This window comes from Burkholderia sp. Ac-20345, from assembly GCF_017104825.1.
GTDB classification, from domain to species: domain Bacteria; phylum Pseudomonadota; class Gammaproteobacteria; order Burkholderiales; family Burkholderiaceae; genus Burkholderia; species Burkholderia lata_B.
Map to the genome: position 1 here is coordinate 128,846 of NZ_JAAGPO010000004.1, position 13,399 is coordinate 142,244.

Genomic DNA, 13,399 nt, shown 5'->3' on the forward strand with positions numbered 1-13,399 from the left:
GCGGCAGGGATGACGCAGACCGCATGCGCGGCGACGGCCGTCACCGGCATCTCGTCGATGGCGACGCGGCCGGTGCTGGCGCGACTGGCGGCCGCGCATTCGGATGAAACGGGATGCCGCGTGTCGATCACGTCCGTCGGCGGAGTCGACGCGGCGCGGCGCGTGCGGGCCGGCGAGCCGTTCGATTTCGTCGTGCTCGCGTCCGACGCGATCGAGCGGCTTGCTGCCGATGAGCATGTCGACGGGAGCAGCCGGGTGGATGTCGCGCGTTCCGGCATCGCGGTTGCGGTGGCGGCAGGCGCGGCGCGGCCGGAGATCGGCACCGAAGCAGGCGTTCGCGACGCGGTCCTGCGCGCCGGCCGGATCGGCTATTCGACGGGGCCGAGCGGCGCGCACCTGAATCGCCTGTTCGTACGCTGGGGCATCGCGGACGCGATCGCGCCGCGTATCGTCCAGGCACCGCCCGGCGTGCCGGTCGGCGAGATGATCGCGGCGGGCGACGTCGACCTCGGTTTCCAGCAGTTGAGCGAGCTGATGCACGTGCCGGGCATCGACGTCGTCGGTGTATTGCCGGAAGCCGTTCAGGCCGTCACGGTGTTTTCCGCAGCGGTGTGTCGTGCGGCACGCGATCGCGCTGCTGCCGCACGGTTTCTTGCTTGCCTGGCATCGCCGCACGCCGATCGCATCAAGCGCGAACACGGGATGGAGCCGGCGTAGGGCCGAACGGTGCAGCCGCGGCGGTGGCTCGCCGGAATCGATAAACGGATCAGATGGGAATTGGTCGTCTTCGCAACGCGCTCGCGCAGTGAGCTTAGTTATGCTGATGAAGAAGACGGTCATGTGAAGGTTCGATTCACTCGAGGTATCGCAGACGTTTCGTGAAATCGCCGCATCGTCACCTGACGACGCGGCAAGCCAACCAGAACGACAGGAGACAGGAATGCAGACGAACTGCAGGGCAGGGTGGAGCGCGCGCGAATGGCGTCGCGCGGCAGGCATGCGGCGCGATGCGCTGATCCGGATACTGGCGATCGGCATGATGGGCTTGTGCGCGATGTTGGCCGGCTGGTCGAACGCGGCGAGTGCGGCAAGTGCCGCGAGCGCTGCCGGCGGCCTCGCGAATCTTCCAGCGGTGATGCCGGCGATGTCGTGCCCGGCCATCGCGGCGCTCGACCTGAGCGGCGTGACCGACGGCACCGTCACGATCACGTCGGCGGTGCTGCTGCCCGCCGGCACGGTTGTCGGGAACAACACGCTGCCGGCACCCGTGTGCGACGTGAAAGGCACGATCGGCCCGGGCGCGTCGCTGTTCGAACTGCAACTGCCGACACAGGGCTGGACGCAACGCTATCTGCAGACGGGATGCGGCGGACTGTGCGGCAACCTGTCGGTCAACGCGCCGATGGCGTCGACCTGCGTGCCGGTGACCAACGGGACGATCGCGATGGCCGCGACCGACATGGGCCACGAAGGCGGCAACGATGGCTCATGGGCGCTCGACCCGAAGGCGAAGCTCGACTTCGCGTATCGCGCCGAGCATGCCACCGCGCAGGTGGCCAAGGCGATCATCGGCAAGTTTTATGCGCGGCCCGCTCGCTATGCGTACTTCGACGGTTGCTCGGACGGCGGCCGCGAAGCACTGATGGAAGCGCAGCGCTTTCCCGACGATTTCGACGGCATCGCGGCCGGCGCGCCCGCGAACGACCTGATCGTGCAGAACACGTTCCATCACGCGTGGCCGGCCGCGGTCAACACGGACCCGAAGACGGGCAATGCGATCCTGCTCGCCGGCAAGCTGCCGATGCTGCACGCCGCGGTGCTGAAAGCGTGTGACGGGCTCGATGGCGTGGTCGACGGCGTGATCGACAACCCGCGCGCGTGCCGGTTCGATCCCGCGACGCTGGTGTGCGCGGCCGGACAATCGACCGCGACGTGCCTGACGCCGCAGGAAGCCGACGTCGTGCGCCGCATCCATGACGGCGCGACGACCGCCAACGGCACGCGACTCGAACCGCTCGTATCGCGCGAATGGGGTTCGGAGCTGAACTGGAGCCTGTTCGTGCCGGCCACCGCCACCGCGCCGAGCGGAACGATCAGCTTCGTGCTGCCGTTCCTGCGCTATCTCGACTACTACAACGCGTCGTATCCGTCCGCGACGATCGGCGACATGAAGTTCACGCTCGACGCGTTCGCGAAGACGGTGCCGGTGTCGAACTACCTGGCCGCGACCGATCCCGATCTGGGTCACTTCGCCGGCCGTGGCGGCAAGCTGCTGCTGTGGCACGGCCTCGAGGATCAGCACATCTCGCCGCGTTCGAGCATCGCGTATTACGAAGCGATGAAGAAGACCATGGGCGACGCGCTGGTCGACCGCTTCGCACGCTTCTACCTGTTCCCGGGCGTCGCGCACTGCGGCGGCGGGCAGGGGCCGGACGTATTCGACGTCCTCACGCCGCTGATGGCATGGACCGAGTCGGGAGCGACGCCCGGCAAGATCGTCGCGTCGATCGTCGATGCGAACGGCAACACGACACGCACGCGTCCGGTGTTTCCGTACCCCGCCAGCGCACGCTACACGGGCAGCGGCAGCACGGACGACGCGGCGAACTTCGTCGCCGATACGCCGAGGGCCGACCCGTATGTGGATCTGCACTGGGCCGGCGAATGGCTGTACTCGCCGGGCTACGAGGCGCAGTGCCGGGTCAATGGCGCGCAGCTTGTCTGCACGGGCGGCAACGGCTGGCGTGCATACCGACCCTGACGTCCGTGAGCGGGCGGCAAGCAACCATAAAGACAATTCACTTACTCGAGAAGACAAGGAAGGAGACGGATACATGAAGCAACAGGCATTGCGGATGGCGCTGACGTCCGGCGTCGCGCTGGCCGCTGTCGCGCCGGCGTTCGCGCAGAGCAGCGTGACGCTGTACGGGATCGTCGACAACGGCATCGGCTACCAGAGCAACGCGACGACGGTCGGCTCGACGAGCGGCGGGAAGTCGGTCGTCCGGATGAACCAGGGCGTGTGGGCCGGCAGCCGCTTCGGGCTGAAGGGCAGCGAGGATCTCGGCGGCGGCACGAAGGCGATCTTCACGCTCGAATCGGGCTTCAACTCGGCGACGGGTGCCGCGCAGTACACCGACGCGATCTTCGGGCGCCAGGCGTGGGTCGGGCTGACCAACGCCACGTACGGCACGCTGACCGCCGGCCGGCAATATGCGTCGTACTACCAGACGATGTCGCCGTTCAGCCCGACCACGTGGATCACCGGCTACTACGGCGCGCACCCGGGCGACGTCGACGGCCTCGACACGATCTACCGTGCGAACAACACGATCGAGTACACGTCGCCGAAATGGTACGGCGTGACGTTGAGCGGTTCCTACTCGCTCGGCGGCGTGGCCGGCAGCACGAACGCGGGCTCGACATGGGCGACCGGCATCCAGTACGCGGCCGGCCCGTTCGGCGCGGGCGTCGCATTCGAGCGCGTGAACAACTCGAACACAGCCGGCGGCACGTGGGGCGCGAACTCGACGACGTCGAACGGCGGCGCGCAGATCGGCGTGTCGGCGATCACGAACGGCTACCAGACCGCGAAGGCGCAGCAGCGGTTCGCGGTGGGCCTCAGCTACCGGTTCAGCGATGCGTGGGACGCGACGGCGACCTACACCAATACCGAATACATCCCGGGCGCGGCGTCGAAGTTCTTCAATACCGCGATCTTCAACACGGCCGGCGCGGTGCTGCACTGGAAGCCGTCGGCGGTCTGGGATTTCGGCGCGGGCTATGCGTACACGCGTGCGACGGAATCGAACGGCATCACCGACAGCGCGCAGTATCACCAGTTCAACCTGTCGCAGTACTACTCGCTGTCGAAGCGCACGGGGTTGTACCTGCTCGAAGCGTACCAGCACGCGAAGGGCAAGACGCTCGGCACGAGCGGCGCGGGCAGCATCGTCGACGCGACCGCGACGCTGGGCGACGGGTTCAACACCGCGCCGTCGTCGACCGGCAACCAGTTCGCTTTCGGCGCGGGGATCATTCACCGGTTCTGATGCGGAAGTGACCGCACGTGCCTCCGGCCTGGACGGCCGGAGGCGCGGCGGCGTGTCACGTGATGACGTTCAACGTCCCGTCTTCAACTGCGCCCACAGCCGGTTTTGCAGCCGGCGAATCTCGGGCGGCATCGGCTTGAGCAGCGTCATCCTGCTCAACACCTCGTCGGCCGGATACACCGACGGATCGCGCGCGATCGCGGGCTTCACGTACTGGCGCGCGGCCTTGTTCGCGGTCGGATAGAACACCGCGTTGGTGATGCCGGCGTTGACCTTCGGATCCTGCACGTAGTTGATCCATTTCAGCGCGGCGTCGCGGTTCGGCGCGTCCTTCGGGATCACCATCATGTCGAACCACAGCAGCCCGCCTTCCTTCGGGTTCGCGAAGCCGATCTCGTACGGGCGCTTCGCTTCGGCGGCACGGCGGTGCGCGATGCCGACGTCGCCCGAGTAGCCGAACGCCACGCACAGGTCGTTGTTCGCGAGATCGTTGATGTAGCCCGACGAGTTGAACTGCGTGATGTACGGGCGCACCTTCTTCAGCACCTCGTATGCGGCGCGATAGTCGGCCGGGTTCGTGCTGTTCGGATCCTTGCCCATGTACTGCAGCGTGGCCGCGAACACGTCGACGGCCTGGTCGAGGAACGACACGCCGCAACTTTTCAGCTTCGCCATGTTGGCCGGATCGAACACCAGTGCCCAGCTGTCGACCGGCGCCTTGTCGCCGAGCGCCTTCTTCACGGCCTGCACGTTGTAGCCGATGCCGTCGGTGCCGTACGCCCATGGCACGCCGTACCGGTTGCCCGGATCGGCATCGGCGACCATCTTCATCAGCAGCGGATCGAGGTTCGACAGGTTCGGCAGCTTCGACTTGTCGAGCGGCTGGTAGACGCTCGCCTGGATCTGCTTGGCCATGTAGTTCGAGGTCGGTACGACGATGTCGTAGCCGGAATTCCCCGACATCAGTTTCGCCTGCAGCGTGTCGTCGCTGTCGTAGTTGTCGTAGCGGACGTGGAGGCCCGTCTGCTTCTGGAAGCTCGGGATCGTGTCCGGTGCGATGTAGTCGGACCAGTTGTAGATGTTCAGTTCGCCGGCAGCATGGGCGGTCGTGCCGGCGGCCGACAGGAGGGCGGCGGCTGCAATGGCGCTGCGAAGCGTGCGGATTCTCATGACGAAGTCTTCCATTTCGGTGCGCATGCCGATCCGCGAAGAGCGGGTCGTGGCGCGACGGTTCATCGGATGAAGCAGACGTGCGTGACCGCCGCTCGCACCGAGCGTGGCGCACATCGATCAGAAGTCCGTTTGATTGCGAGCCGGATCGCGCGGAAACGAAGCGCGAGCCGGTCCCGTTACCGGTCGGGCGACGCGGCGAGCAGATCGAACGGAGTCGGGGAAAGGGGCGGGGCGCTAAGGCAGTAGCGATGCCACGTCGTCGGTATGGATCGCGACGTACGCACGCGCGGCGACGGCGTTGTGGCGGCGAACGGAACGGCGGGACAGGATGGTGTAGATCGACAGATGCAGGCGAGGGCTTTGCCAGCCGTCACTGTCGTCGGGGGACGCGATCGTAGCGCGCAGGTTTCGCGCATCGCCTCGTCTCCACCGCACCAGCGGGCCTCGGAATCTCACGATTACTCTCGACCGGGTTGTTGAAAGTATTGAACACCTGACGATTCGCCAGCGCTTGCCGTTTCAGGTTTCGGTCTCGCGTTTGCCGCGCGGCGGCATCGGCTTCGTGACGCGAATTGAAAGCTTGGCGGACTGCTGGATCGCCGAAACATGACGCTTCCGTGAATCATCAGATAAATCGCTGTAAGGATGTCTCGGGATTTTCCCTAGTGAATCGAAGACCGATGAATGCGCTTGGCGTGCAGGCGATGATGTAGACATACAAAGAAGATCGCACTTGGGAGAAGGGGGCGGAAATGTACAAAAAGGGCTGCACTGCCGATTTCAATATGCAATGAATCGACGTAACCGATTGATGGAAATGTATTTTTTGTGCAGCCTGCGTTAGGCGTTCCTGAGTGTCGGTAGCGGGCGCCCGTCGCGGAAAATAATAAGTATTTCTAATCTAATGTGAGTGCCAGGTTGATGTGGCAAGGGCAAGCGACGCCCTTTAATTTGCCATTCTGGATGGGGCGCAATGTAATTCGGTTCAGTAACGGGCCCGGGGAGGCATCACCTGGTGTCGGCATTCACCGGGCGAGTAACAGGTGTCCGAGGAGATCTGCTGGTCAGCGCGACTTCAGTTGCTCGATCACATATTGACTGACGATCAGGTCCAGGTGCGCACCGCCGGCATTCTTGTAAACCGTCCGGTCCCCGGCTGAACGGTGGAATGCGGGCATCCGGCACAGATCGAACAGATCGCCTTCGATATCACTTTCCCGAATCACGCCCGCCTGCATCGGGATTTGAACGTCTCCTGACTGTGCAGCATTCTGGCGCTCGTCCACGAAAATCCGTGCCCCACGGAACACTTCGCAATCGGCCTCCTGCATGTCCGGGCGGTATCCGCCCACGAGATCGACGTGGGTACCGGGGCGCACGCACTCGCCCCGGATCACCGGCGTGGATGCGCTGGTGGCGGTCACGATGATGTCGGCCCGGGCGACCGCGGCATCGAGGTCGTCAACGATGCGGACCCCGACGTTTCTCGCGTCGATCGCCGAGCGTGCGTCTTCCAGCTTCGACGGCGTGCGATTCCACAGCAGCACTTCGCGGATGGACGGCCGGATGTGCAGGTAAGCGTCCGTCAACGACCGTGCGACCGGGCCCGCGCCCAGCACCAGCAACACCTCGGCGTGCTCGCTGCTGAGCACGCGTGCCGCCAGCGCGGAATCGGCCGCGGTTTTCCAGCGCGTGATTTCGGGGCCGTCCAGCATTGCGACGAGCCCCTTGGTGCACTCATCCAGGACGAGGAACGCGGCCTGCTCCGACGGCAGTGGCGGGACGGCCGCGCCATTGGCCGGATGGATCGACGCGATCTTGACTCCGGCACCCGTGCCCGGCAGGATCACGCCCCGGCTGAACAGGCCGAAGCGCGAATCCCCGATGAAGTAGCTGCCGCCGCTCGGTCGGGCACCAGTGTGCCCGCGGTGCAGCGCGTCGAGAACACCGGGCCAGCCGAGTACCGAACGGATCTGCTGCGCGGAAATGATCTGCATGCGTACCGTTCCTACTGCTTCGGCCAGATATCGCCAAGGGTGTAACCCTCGGGAAACGGATCGTCGTGATCCAGCACGATGGTGTGGATGCCGTGGATCCAGCTGGTGCCGGCCAGCGTCGGCACCACGGCCGCGTGCTCGCCGATGCGGGTCGTCTCCTCCAGGCGGCCGGTGAAGACGGTTCCGAGGATGCCCTGGTGCCGGAAGTCCCGGTGCAGCGGCAGTTCGCCCTTGGCGTGCAACACGGCCATCTTGGCGCAGGTGCCGGTGCCGCAGGGGCAACGGTCGATCGCACCGGTCCAGGTGGCCGGGTCGTCCCAAGAGAGCGGCCCGGTGGGCATCGTGACCGCGTTCTTCCAGTCGGCTCGCGGGTCGTCGGTGGGACCTGAAAGCTGGGAAATCGTGATGCCGACACCTGGATAGTCGGGATGAGCAACCGGCAACTGCTCAATGGCAGCGTGCCGGACCATGGCCGAAATTCGGGCGATCTCCTTGCCGTGTTCGGGCTTCAATTCAAGCCCCGGAAACTGGCGCACGTCGGCAATCGCGTAGAACATGCCGCCCCAGCCGACATCCACACGCACCTTGCCCAGATGCGGCACGTCGATCACGGCATCGAGATACGCGGCAAATGCCGGCACGTTTCTGAACTTCACGCTCCTGACCTTGCCGCCCCTGCACTCGGCCGTGATGCGGATCAGGCCGGCCGGTGCCTCCAGCGTCAGTTCGGTCACCGGCTCCTGCATCGGCAGCATACCCATCTCCAGCAGCACGGTGGCCACCGAGATGGTGTTGCCGCCCGACATCATCGGGTACTCGACCTGCTCCAGGATGATGTAGCCGGCGTCCGCCTCGGGATGACACGGCGGCACGACGATGTTGCAACAATGGGCCGGGTAGCCGCGCGGCTCGCGAAGCAACAGCTTGCGCAGTCCGTCGTCATTGGCCTCCAGCCATTTCATCTTGGCCTGAACGGTGTCGCCCGGAATGTGCGGGATGCCGCCGGTGACGACGCGCATCGGAATACCCGAATGGGTCTCCACCGCATGGATGCTTCGCTTGAAACCCATGTGCTGATTCTCCTCTTGCGTACCGCCGCCCCTGTGCGGCGTAAGGAGAAATTTATGCCGGTTCCGCTGCGAACTTAAGCGACATTTCCTCCGGTATTCCTTCAACTTTTGGTTGAAGATTACGCGGCGAGCTCCTGCCTGATCCACTGGCAGAATCGCCTGCATACGCTCGCGTCCATCTTGCCCTTCCGCACGGACAGGTAATGGCCGCGATTCCGCATGACGGTCGAGTGCGGCAGCGGACGCACGAGATCACCGCTGTCGACCAGATGCCCGATGAGGTGATGCCAGCCGAGCGTCACGCCCTGGTGCGCCAGAGCAAGCTGCACGATGGCCGGATAGTCATTGCTGGTGAACAGTTGCCGAGGGACATCGGCACGCCAACCCGTATCCACATCGTGCAGCGCCAGCCAGACTTTCCAGTCGATATGCTCGGAAATCTGCGAGCGGCCGTAGGCGCTGAGATCCAGCAGTGACCGGTCGAGCAATCCTTCCGGTGCCGTGATCGGGCCATGGCGCTGCAGGTACTGCGGCGTGCAAACCGGATAGACCTCGTCGTCGAACAGGTGCTCGCTGTCGTATCCGTCGCGCAAGCTGGCCAGCTTCGCGATATACACGTCCGGCTGCACGCCTGCTTCCATCGAGATGAAGTTCTGCGTGGCCAGCACGGTGAGCTCGACATCCGGCGCATCCTGCAGGAATTCGGGTAGCCGCCGGTGAAGCCACAGCGCCGAAAACGCCGGCGAACAGCATACGATCAGGGTCTGTCGGGCGGGAATTCTCTTGCGCAGGCGTTCGGCGGCCTGGTGAAGATTGATCAGCGAAAGCTGGGCGGCATCCTTGAACATCTCGCCATCGGCGGTCAGCGCGACGGTCCTGCCCGAGCGGACGAACAGCGTCGTCCCGAGATAGTCCTCCAGTTCCCGCACCTGCTTGCTGACGGCGGCCGGGGTCACGTTCAGCGCGTTGGCGGCTCCCGTAAAGCTGCTGAACTTCGCGGCCGCGAGAAATGACTTGATGGCCCGCAGCGACAGTGCGCCGACGAGGGTTTCGCCGATTTCGAATTGAGGCGCCATAACCATTCGACCGACCTATGGGGAGCCGGACAGTGTCCGGATTCGGCACTTGCCCGAAATGACATGGGGTACCGGCGCCATCCTTGTATTGCGACGGGCCGCGTTAAGACAGCCGTAGTGTCACACACGATCAAACCTTCCGCGACGTGGGATTGTGCAGTTTGGTCCGGAGGTGAGCGGTGGCTTGACCGGAGCGATATCGACGTTCCTGAACGACGCAGCTGAACTTTCTTTCCGAAATGGGGACGAGGTCATTGATATCAGCCCGTACCGAAGTTCAAGGGCGGACAGCAGGCGCACACCTCGTCGAGGAGATCGGGGGCCTGGAAAATGCGGCGGGAGGCTGCGATTTGCAGCGCTTCCCCCGGTTGCCTAAGCGCTGCTTATGATCAGCACAACCTCGGCTAAATCAGATCGGCCGATCATTCGACCGGAGTATGTTGCCTCATCGAATCGATGACCATGACCGGGACGCGTGAGCGCCGTCAGGTCGCGGGGACGGCGTTGCGCGATACATTGAGACGTTCGCGCCACGCCGGGAACGATCATCGTCGGTAAAGAACGTAGGCAAACAGGACGATCATGACTTTCAAGCGCACTTTCCATGCGGTCGAGACTCACTCGGGTGAGCCGATGCGCGTGATCACCGGTGGCGTTCCCCATATCCCGGGCAACACGGTCTACGAGCAGATGAAGTGGCTCGAGCAGAACGACGACCAGATCCGCATGCTGATGCTTCGGGAGCCGCGCGGCTATCCGCCGCTCTGCTGCAATCTGGTGGTGCCGGCAAAACATCCGGATGCGGCGGCGGGCTACATCATCATGGAGCAGGTCGAATATCCGGTGATGAGCGGCGGCAACACCATTTCGGTTGCAACCGTGCTGCTGGAAACCGGGATGATCCCGATGCAGGAGCCCGTGACGGAGTTCCAGCTCGAAGCGCCGGCAGGACTGATCGGTATCCGCGCCGAATGCCGCAACGGCAAGGTCACGTCCGTCACCTTCAGGAACGTGCCGGCGTTTGCCGCCCACATCGAGAAGGTCATCGACGTGCCGCATCTCGGCAAGGTCACGGTGGACGTGGGCTGGGGCGGCATGTTCTACGTGATCGCCGACGTTCGCCAGTTCAAGGGCCTCGAGCTGAAGTCCGAGCATGGCCGGGAAATCACCCGGGTCTCCGCGCTGATCCTGAAGGCCGCTCAGGAGCAGTTGCCCGTCGCACACCCGCATTACCCGGGTTACGGGATCACGATCGCGCAGCTGTCCGGTCCGACCGAGAACCCGAATGCGGACTGGAAGAACGCCGTCACGGTTGCCAGCGGCGCAATCGACTTCGACAATCCGGCGACGTGGACCGGCGCCATCGACCGGTGCCCGTGTGGAACGGGCACGTCCGCGAAGATGGCCACGCTTCATGCGAAGGGACAGCTGGACCTGAACCAGCCGTTTCGACACGAAGGCGTGCTGGGAACCGTGTTCACGGGCAACCTCGTCGAGCGGGCCAGCATCGGCGACATCGACGCTGTGGTGCCGACGATCTCCGGCCGTTCGTGGATTTACGGCTACAACACCTATGTGCTCGACCCCGACGACCCGTTCGTCAACGGCTATACGATGGGTGACATCTGGGCATGACACAGGGCGGCCTGGCAGGCCGTCGGTCGGCAGGGCAGGCAGGCGGGCGACCTGGGCACATCGAAGCGGCTCGGGTCGTCCACTGCATTTGGAGTCGAGACGATGAAATACGAGCGTGAAGCGGCGCGGCAAGTGGCGTTCGACGCAATCAAGGCGGTGGGTGCGAACGATGCGATCGCGCATTCGCTTGCCGAGGCCGTGATATCGGCTGAACTGGCCGGCAGCAAGGCGGTGGGGTTTGCGCACCTTCCGGATTACCTGGACGGTTTCGCGAAGGGCAGGATTGCCGCGCGTGCCGAGCCGGACGTGAGTTTTCCGGCTCCGGCCGCCGTACGGGTCGACGCGCGCGGCGGAATCGCACAACTGGCCTATGACCGTGTGTTCGACGAACTCGTCGACAGGGCGAAGACTTATGGCGTCGTCACGCTGGCCGTGTCGAACAGCTTCACCGTCGGCGAACTCGGCTACTACACGCGCAGGCTGGCGGAGTCGGGCCTGGTCGCGCTCGGCACCTGCAACGCGACGGCGCAGATGACCACACTGGAGAGCGGCAAGGCCGTGTTCGGAACCAATCCGGTGTCGTTTGCCGCGCCGGTTGCGAACGCGCGGCCTTTCGTGATTGACCAGGCATCCAGCGCAACCGCATTCGTCAACGTGCGCAAGGCCGCGGAAACGGGTGAGGCGATTCCCGACGGATGGGCGGTGGACGGGCATGGCATGCCGACCACCGATGCGCGCGCGGCAATCAGTGGCCTGCTGTTGCCGTTCGGCGGCGCGCGCGGCGCCAACATCGCGATGACGATGGAGATCCTGGCCGCGGGCGTGACCGGTGCCAACTGGTCGATGGACGCGCCGCATTACGCGCAAGGCAGCGAGACGCCGGGTGTCGGGCTTTTCGTCGTGGCCGTGAAGGCCGGCGTATTCGACAGCGATTTCGAAGCACGGCTGGCCACGCAGCTCGCAAGACTCGCGCAGGCCGGCGTGCGTATTCCCGGCAGCCACATCAAGGTGCACGAGATCGATGTCCCGGACGACGTCATGAACCGGGTCCGTTCGTTCGGAACGGGCCGCTGAGCCGCGCATGCCGCGCCGGCTCGCCGGGCGGCAGCCGACAGTCGATCCGGTCGCGCTGCAATTCTGCAGCGACGTCACTCGGCGGGGGCCGCGCCCTGGATGAATCGCGATTGCTGCCGCGCGCGGGTTTGGCGGCCCGCTTCGAGCATGGCGATGCTGCCGAGAATCAGGACGGCAGCCAGAATCTCCGTCAGTCCTATTGCTTCGCCGCTGCTCCACCCGATGAGCAGTGCGACCACGGGCGTGATGTACACGGCGCCTGCGGCCGCCACGGCGCCGAGTTTCTGCAACAGGTAGTAATACAGAATAAATGCCGAGCCGGTGCCGAACAGTCCGAGCCCAATCACGATGCCGGTTGTCGCACGGCTGTCCTCGAAGATCCGCCCGATGCCGTGGACGTCGGTCAGTGCGGCAAGCATCAGCAACGCAACGCCCATCTGCCAGGTCACGATGGCTAGCGGCGCGAGGCCGGTCGGCGACAGGAAGCGCCGGGCGTAGATGTACGAGAATCCGAAGAGTGCCGACCCCGACATCATCCATGCGATGCCGGGCAGACTGATGGCGCCGCTATTGCCCATGCCGGCCCATGGCCGCGCGATCAGCACGATGCCTGCCATGCCCAGCGCGACACCGTATTGCGTCGGGCGGTTCATCTTCTCGCCGCGCAGGAACAGGCCTGATGCCAGTGACGTGAAGAGGGTGGACGACCCACCCAGCACGCCGGCGATACCGGACGGGAGCAGCGTCGTCCCCTGTGCCATTGCGAAGTACGGGAACGCCGCAGCCAGCGCGGCCATCACGGCGAAGTGATGCAGGTAACGTATCTGGCCGACCCGGATCGCGCGTTGATGCCATGCGAGAGCGGCTAGCGGCGCGAAACCGAACAGCACGCGCAGCAGCGATATCTGAACCGGGCTGATAAATGCCCCCGCCCATTTCATGTAGATGAAATTGGATCCCCAGAACACGCCGAGGAGGATGAAGGCGCAATAGGTTCGTATCAAGATGGGTTGGGTCCGGCGGGTTGGCGATCGGCTCGGGCGCGCTTCGTCATGCGGGGCGCAATTGCTCGGCGCACAGCTCGCCCGCAATGGCCCAATCGCTTGCGGGAACGTCCTCGAAGATGACGAAGGTATGCCTGGGTTCGATCCCGGCATGGCGAAACAGGCTCTCGGTGATCTCGGCCGCGACGGCCTTCTTTGCAGATGCTTCCTTGCCCGCGAGCCAACTGACGCGAACGACCGGCATGGGTATCTCCTTTCTCGAAACAGTGGGTTGTCGATCTCGGCGCAACCGACCGACTACGCCGAGCGATCGTCGCC

The 13,399-nt window shown here is 64.7% G+C and carries 12 protein-coding genes; 5 read left to right on the forward strand and 7 right to left on the reverse strand.

From position 1 onward, the window contains the following. Positions 1 to 9 precede the first annotated feature (9 nt). The 3 genes from G3O06_RS03730 (at position 10) to G3O06_RS03740 (ending at position 4,052) form a co-directional block, all read left to right on the forward strand. Positions 10 to 717, forward strand: a complete 708-nt coding sequence (locus G3O06_RS03730) for a substrate-binding domain-containing protein (protein WP_205815046.1) — start codon at positions 10 to 12, stop codon at positions 715 to 717. A 280-nt stretch (positions 718 to 997) separates the two neighbouring features. Further along, on the forward strand, positions 998 to 2,761 hold the full coding sequence (locus G3O06_RS03735) for a tannase/feruloyl esterase family alpha/beta hydrolase (protein WP_241019501.1): 1,764 nt from the start codon (positions 998 to 1,000) through the stop codon (positions 2,759 to 2,761). A 73-nt stretch (positions 2,762 to 2,834) separates the two neighbouring features. Beyond that, positions 2,835 to 4,052 carry a porin gene (locus tag G3O06_RS03740; RefSeq protein WP_205815048.1) on the forward strand — a complete coding sequence of 406 codons (1,218 nt, stop codon included), beginning with the start codon at positions 2,835 to 2,837 and terminating at the stop codon, positions 4,050 to 4,052. Positions 4,053 to 4,121: 69 nt separating this feature from the next. Here G3O06_RS03740 and G3O06_RS03745 read toward each other — a convergent pair whose 3' ends face one another. From G3O06_RS03745 to G3O06_RS03760, 5 genes are all read right to left on the reverse strand, one after another. Beyond that, positions 4,122 to 5,222 carry a polyamine ABC transporter substrate-binding protein gene (locus G3O06_RS03745; RefSeq protein WP_205815049.1) on the reverse strand — a complete coding sequence of 367 codons (1,101 nt, stop codon included), beginning with the start codon at positions 5,220 to 5,222 and terminating at the stop codon, positions 4,122 to 4,124. 237 nt (positions 5,223 to 5,459) lie between these two features. Further along, entirely contained in the window at positions 5,460 to 5,681 is a 222-nt protein-coding gene (locus G3O06_RS48860) for a hypothetical protein (RefSeq protein WP_254609118.1), read from the reverse strand. Positions 5,682 to 6,289: 608 nt separating this feature from the next. Next, a complete protein-coding gene (locus G3O06_RS03750) occupies positions 6,290 to 7,222 on the reverse strand; it encodes an ornithine cyclodeaminase (RefSeq protein WP_205815050.1) in 933 nt (310 codons plus the stop codon). 11 nt (positions 7,223 to 7,233) lie between these two features. Beyond that, positions 7,234 to 8,292 (reverse strand): proline racemase family protein, encoded by a 1,059-nt coding sequence (locus tag G3O06_RS03755; protein WP_205815051.1) that lies wholly within the window; start codon positions 8,290 to 8,292, stop codon positions 7,234 to 7,236. Positions 8,293 to 8,411: 119 nt separating this feature from the next. Beyond that, positions 8,412 to 9,374, reverse strand: a complete 963-nt coding sequence (locus tag G3O06_RS03760) for a LysR substrate-binding domain-containing protein (protein ID WP_346779481.1) — start codon at positions 9,372 to 9,374, stop codon at positions 8,412 to 8,414. Between the two features lie 576 nt (positions 9,375 to 9,950). Between G3O06_RS03760 and G3O06_RS03765 the strand changes: the two genes are divergently transcribed. Beyond that, entirely contained in the window at positions 9,951 to 11,003 is a 1,053-nt protein-coding gene (locus G3O06_RS03765) for a proline racemase family protein (RefSeq protein WP_174972409.1), read from the forward strand. Positions 11,004 to 11,105: 102 nt separating this feature from the next. Beyond that, positions 11,106 to 12,077, forward strand: coding sequence for an Ldh family oxidoreductase (locus G3O06_RS03770; protein ID WP_174998579.1), 972 nt, complete (start codon positions 11,106 to 11,108; stop codon positions 12,075 to 12,077). A 74-nt stretch (positions 12,078 to 12,151) separates the two neighbouring features. Here G3O06_RS03770 and G3O06_RS03775 read toward each other — a convergent pair whose 3' ends face one another. Together G3O06_RS03775 and G3O06_RS03780 are read right to left on the reverse strand one after the other, a co-directional pair. Further along, positions 12,152 to 13,168 carry a DMT family transporter gene (locus G3O06_RS03775; RefSeq protein ID WP_205815087.1) on the reverse strand — a complete coding sequence of 339 codons (1,017 nt, stop codon included), beginning with the start codon at positions 13,166 to 13,168 and terminating at the stop codon, positions 12,152 to 12,154. Beyond that, entirely contained in the window at positions 13,128 to 13,325 is a 198-nt protein-coding gene (locus G3O06_RS03780) for a tautomerase family protein (RefSeq protein WP_174972405.1), read from the reverse strand. The genes G3O06_RS03775 and G3O06_RS03780 overlap by 41 nt, the downstream gene beginning before the upstream one ends. Between the last annotated feature and the right edge of the window lie 74 nt (positions 13,326 to 13,399).

What these genes read in the sequence shown, in the direction of transcription:
- G3O06_RS03730 (WP_205815046.1), top strand. Translation starts at nt 10, where the DNA reads ATGACGCAGACCGCATGCGCGGCGACGGCCGTCACCGGCATCTCGTCG.
- G3O06_RS03735 (WP_241019501.1), top strand. Translation starts at nt 998, where the DNA reads ATGCGGCGCGATGCGCTGATCCGGATACTGGCGATCGGCATGATGGGC.
- G3O06_RS03740 (WP_205815048.1), top strand. Translation starts at nt 2,835, where the DNA reads ATGAAGCAACAGGCATTGCGGATGGCGCTGACGTCCGGCGTCGCGCTG.
- G3O06_RS03745 (WP_205815049.1), bottom strand. Translation starts at nt 5,222, where the DNA reads ATGAGAATCCGCACGCTTCGCAGCGCCATTGCAGCCGCCGCCCTCCTG.
- G3O06_RS03750 (WP_205815050.1), bottom strand. Translation starts at nt 7,222, where the DNA reads ATGCAGATCATTTCCGCGCAGCAGATCCGTTCGGTACTCGGCTGGCCC.
- G3O06_RS03755 (WP_205815051.1), bottom strand. Translation starts at nt 8,292, where the DNA reads ATGGGTTTCAAGCGAAGCATCCATGCGGTGGAGACCCATTCGGGTATT.
- G3O06_RS03760 (WP_346779481.1), bottom strand. Translation starts at nt 9,374, where the DNA reads ATGGTTATGGCGCCTCAATTCGAAATCGGCGAAACCCTCGTCGGCGCA.
- G3O06_RS03765 (WP_174972409.1), top strand. Translation starts at nt 9,951, where the DNA reads ATGACTTTCAAGCGCACTTTCCATGCGGTCGAGACTCACTCGGGTGAG.
- G3O06_RS03770 (WP_174998579.1), top strand. Translation starts at nt 11,106, where the DNA reads ATGAAATACGAGCGTGAAGCGGCGCGGCAAGTGGCGTTCGACGCAATC.
- G3O06_RS03780 (WP_174972405.1), bottom strand. Translation starts at nt 13,325, where the DNA reads ATGCCGGTCGTTCGCGTCAGTTGGCTCGCGGGCAAGGAAGCATCTGCA.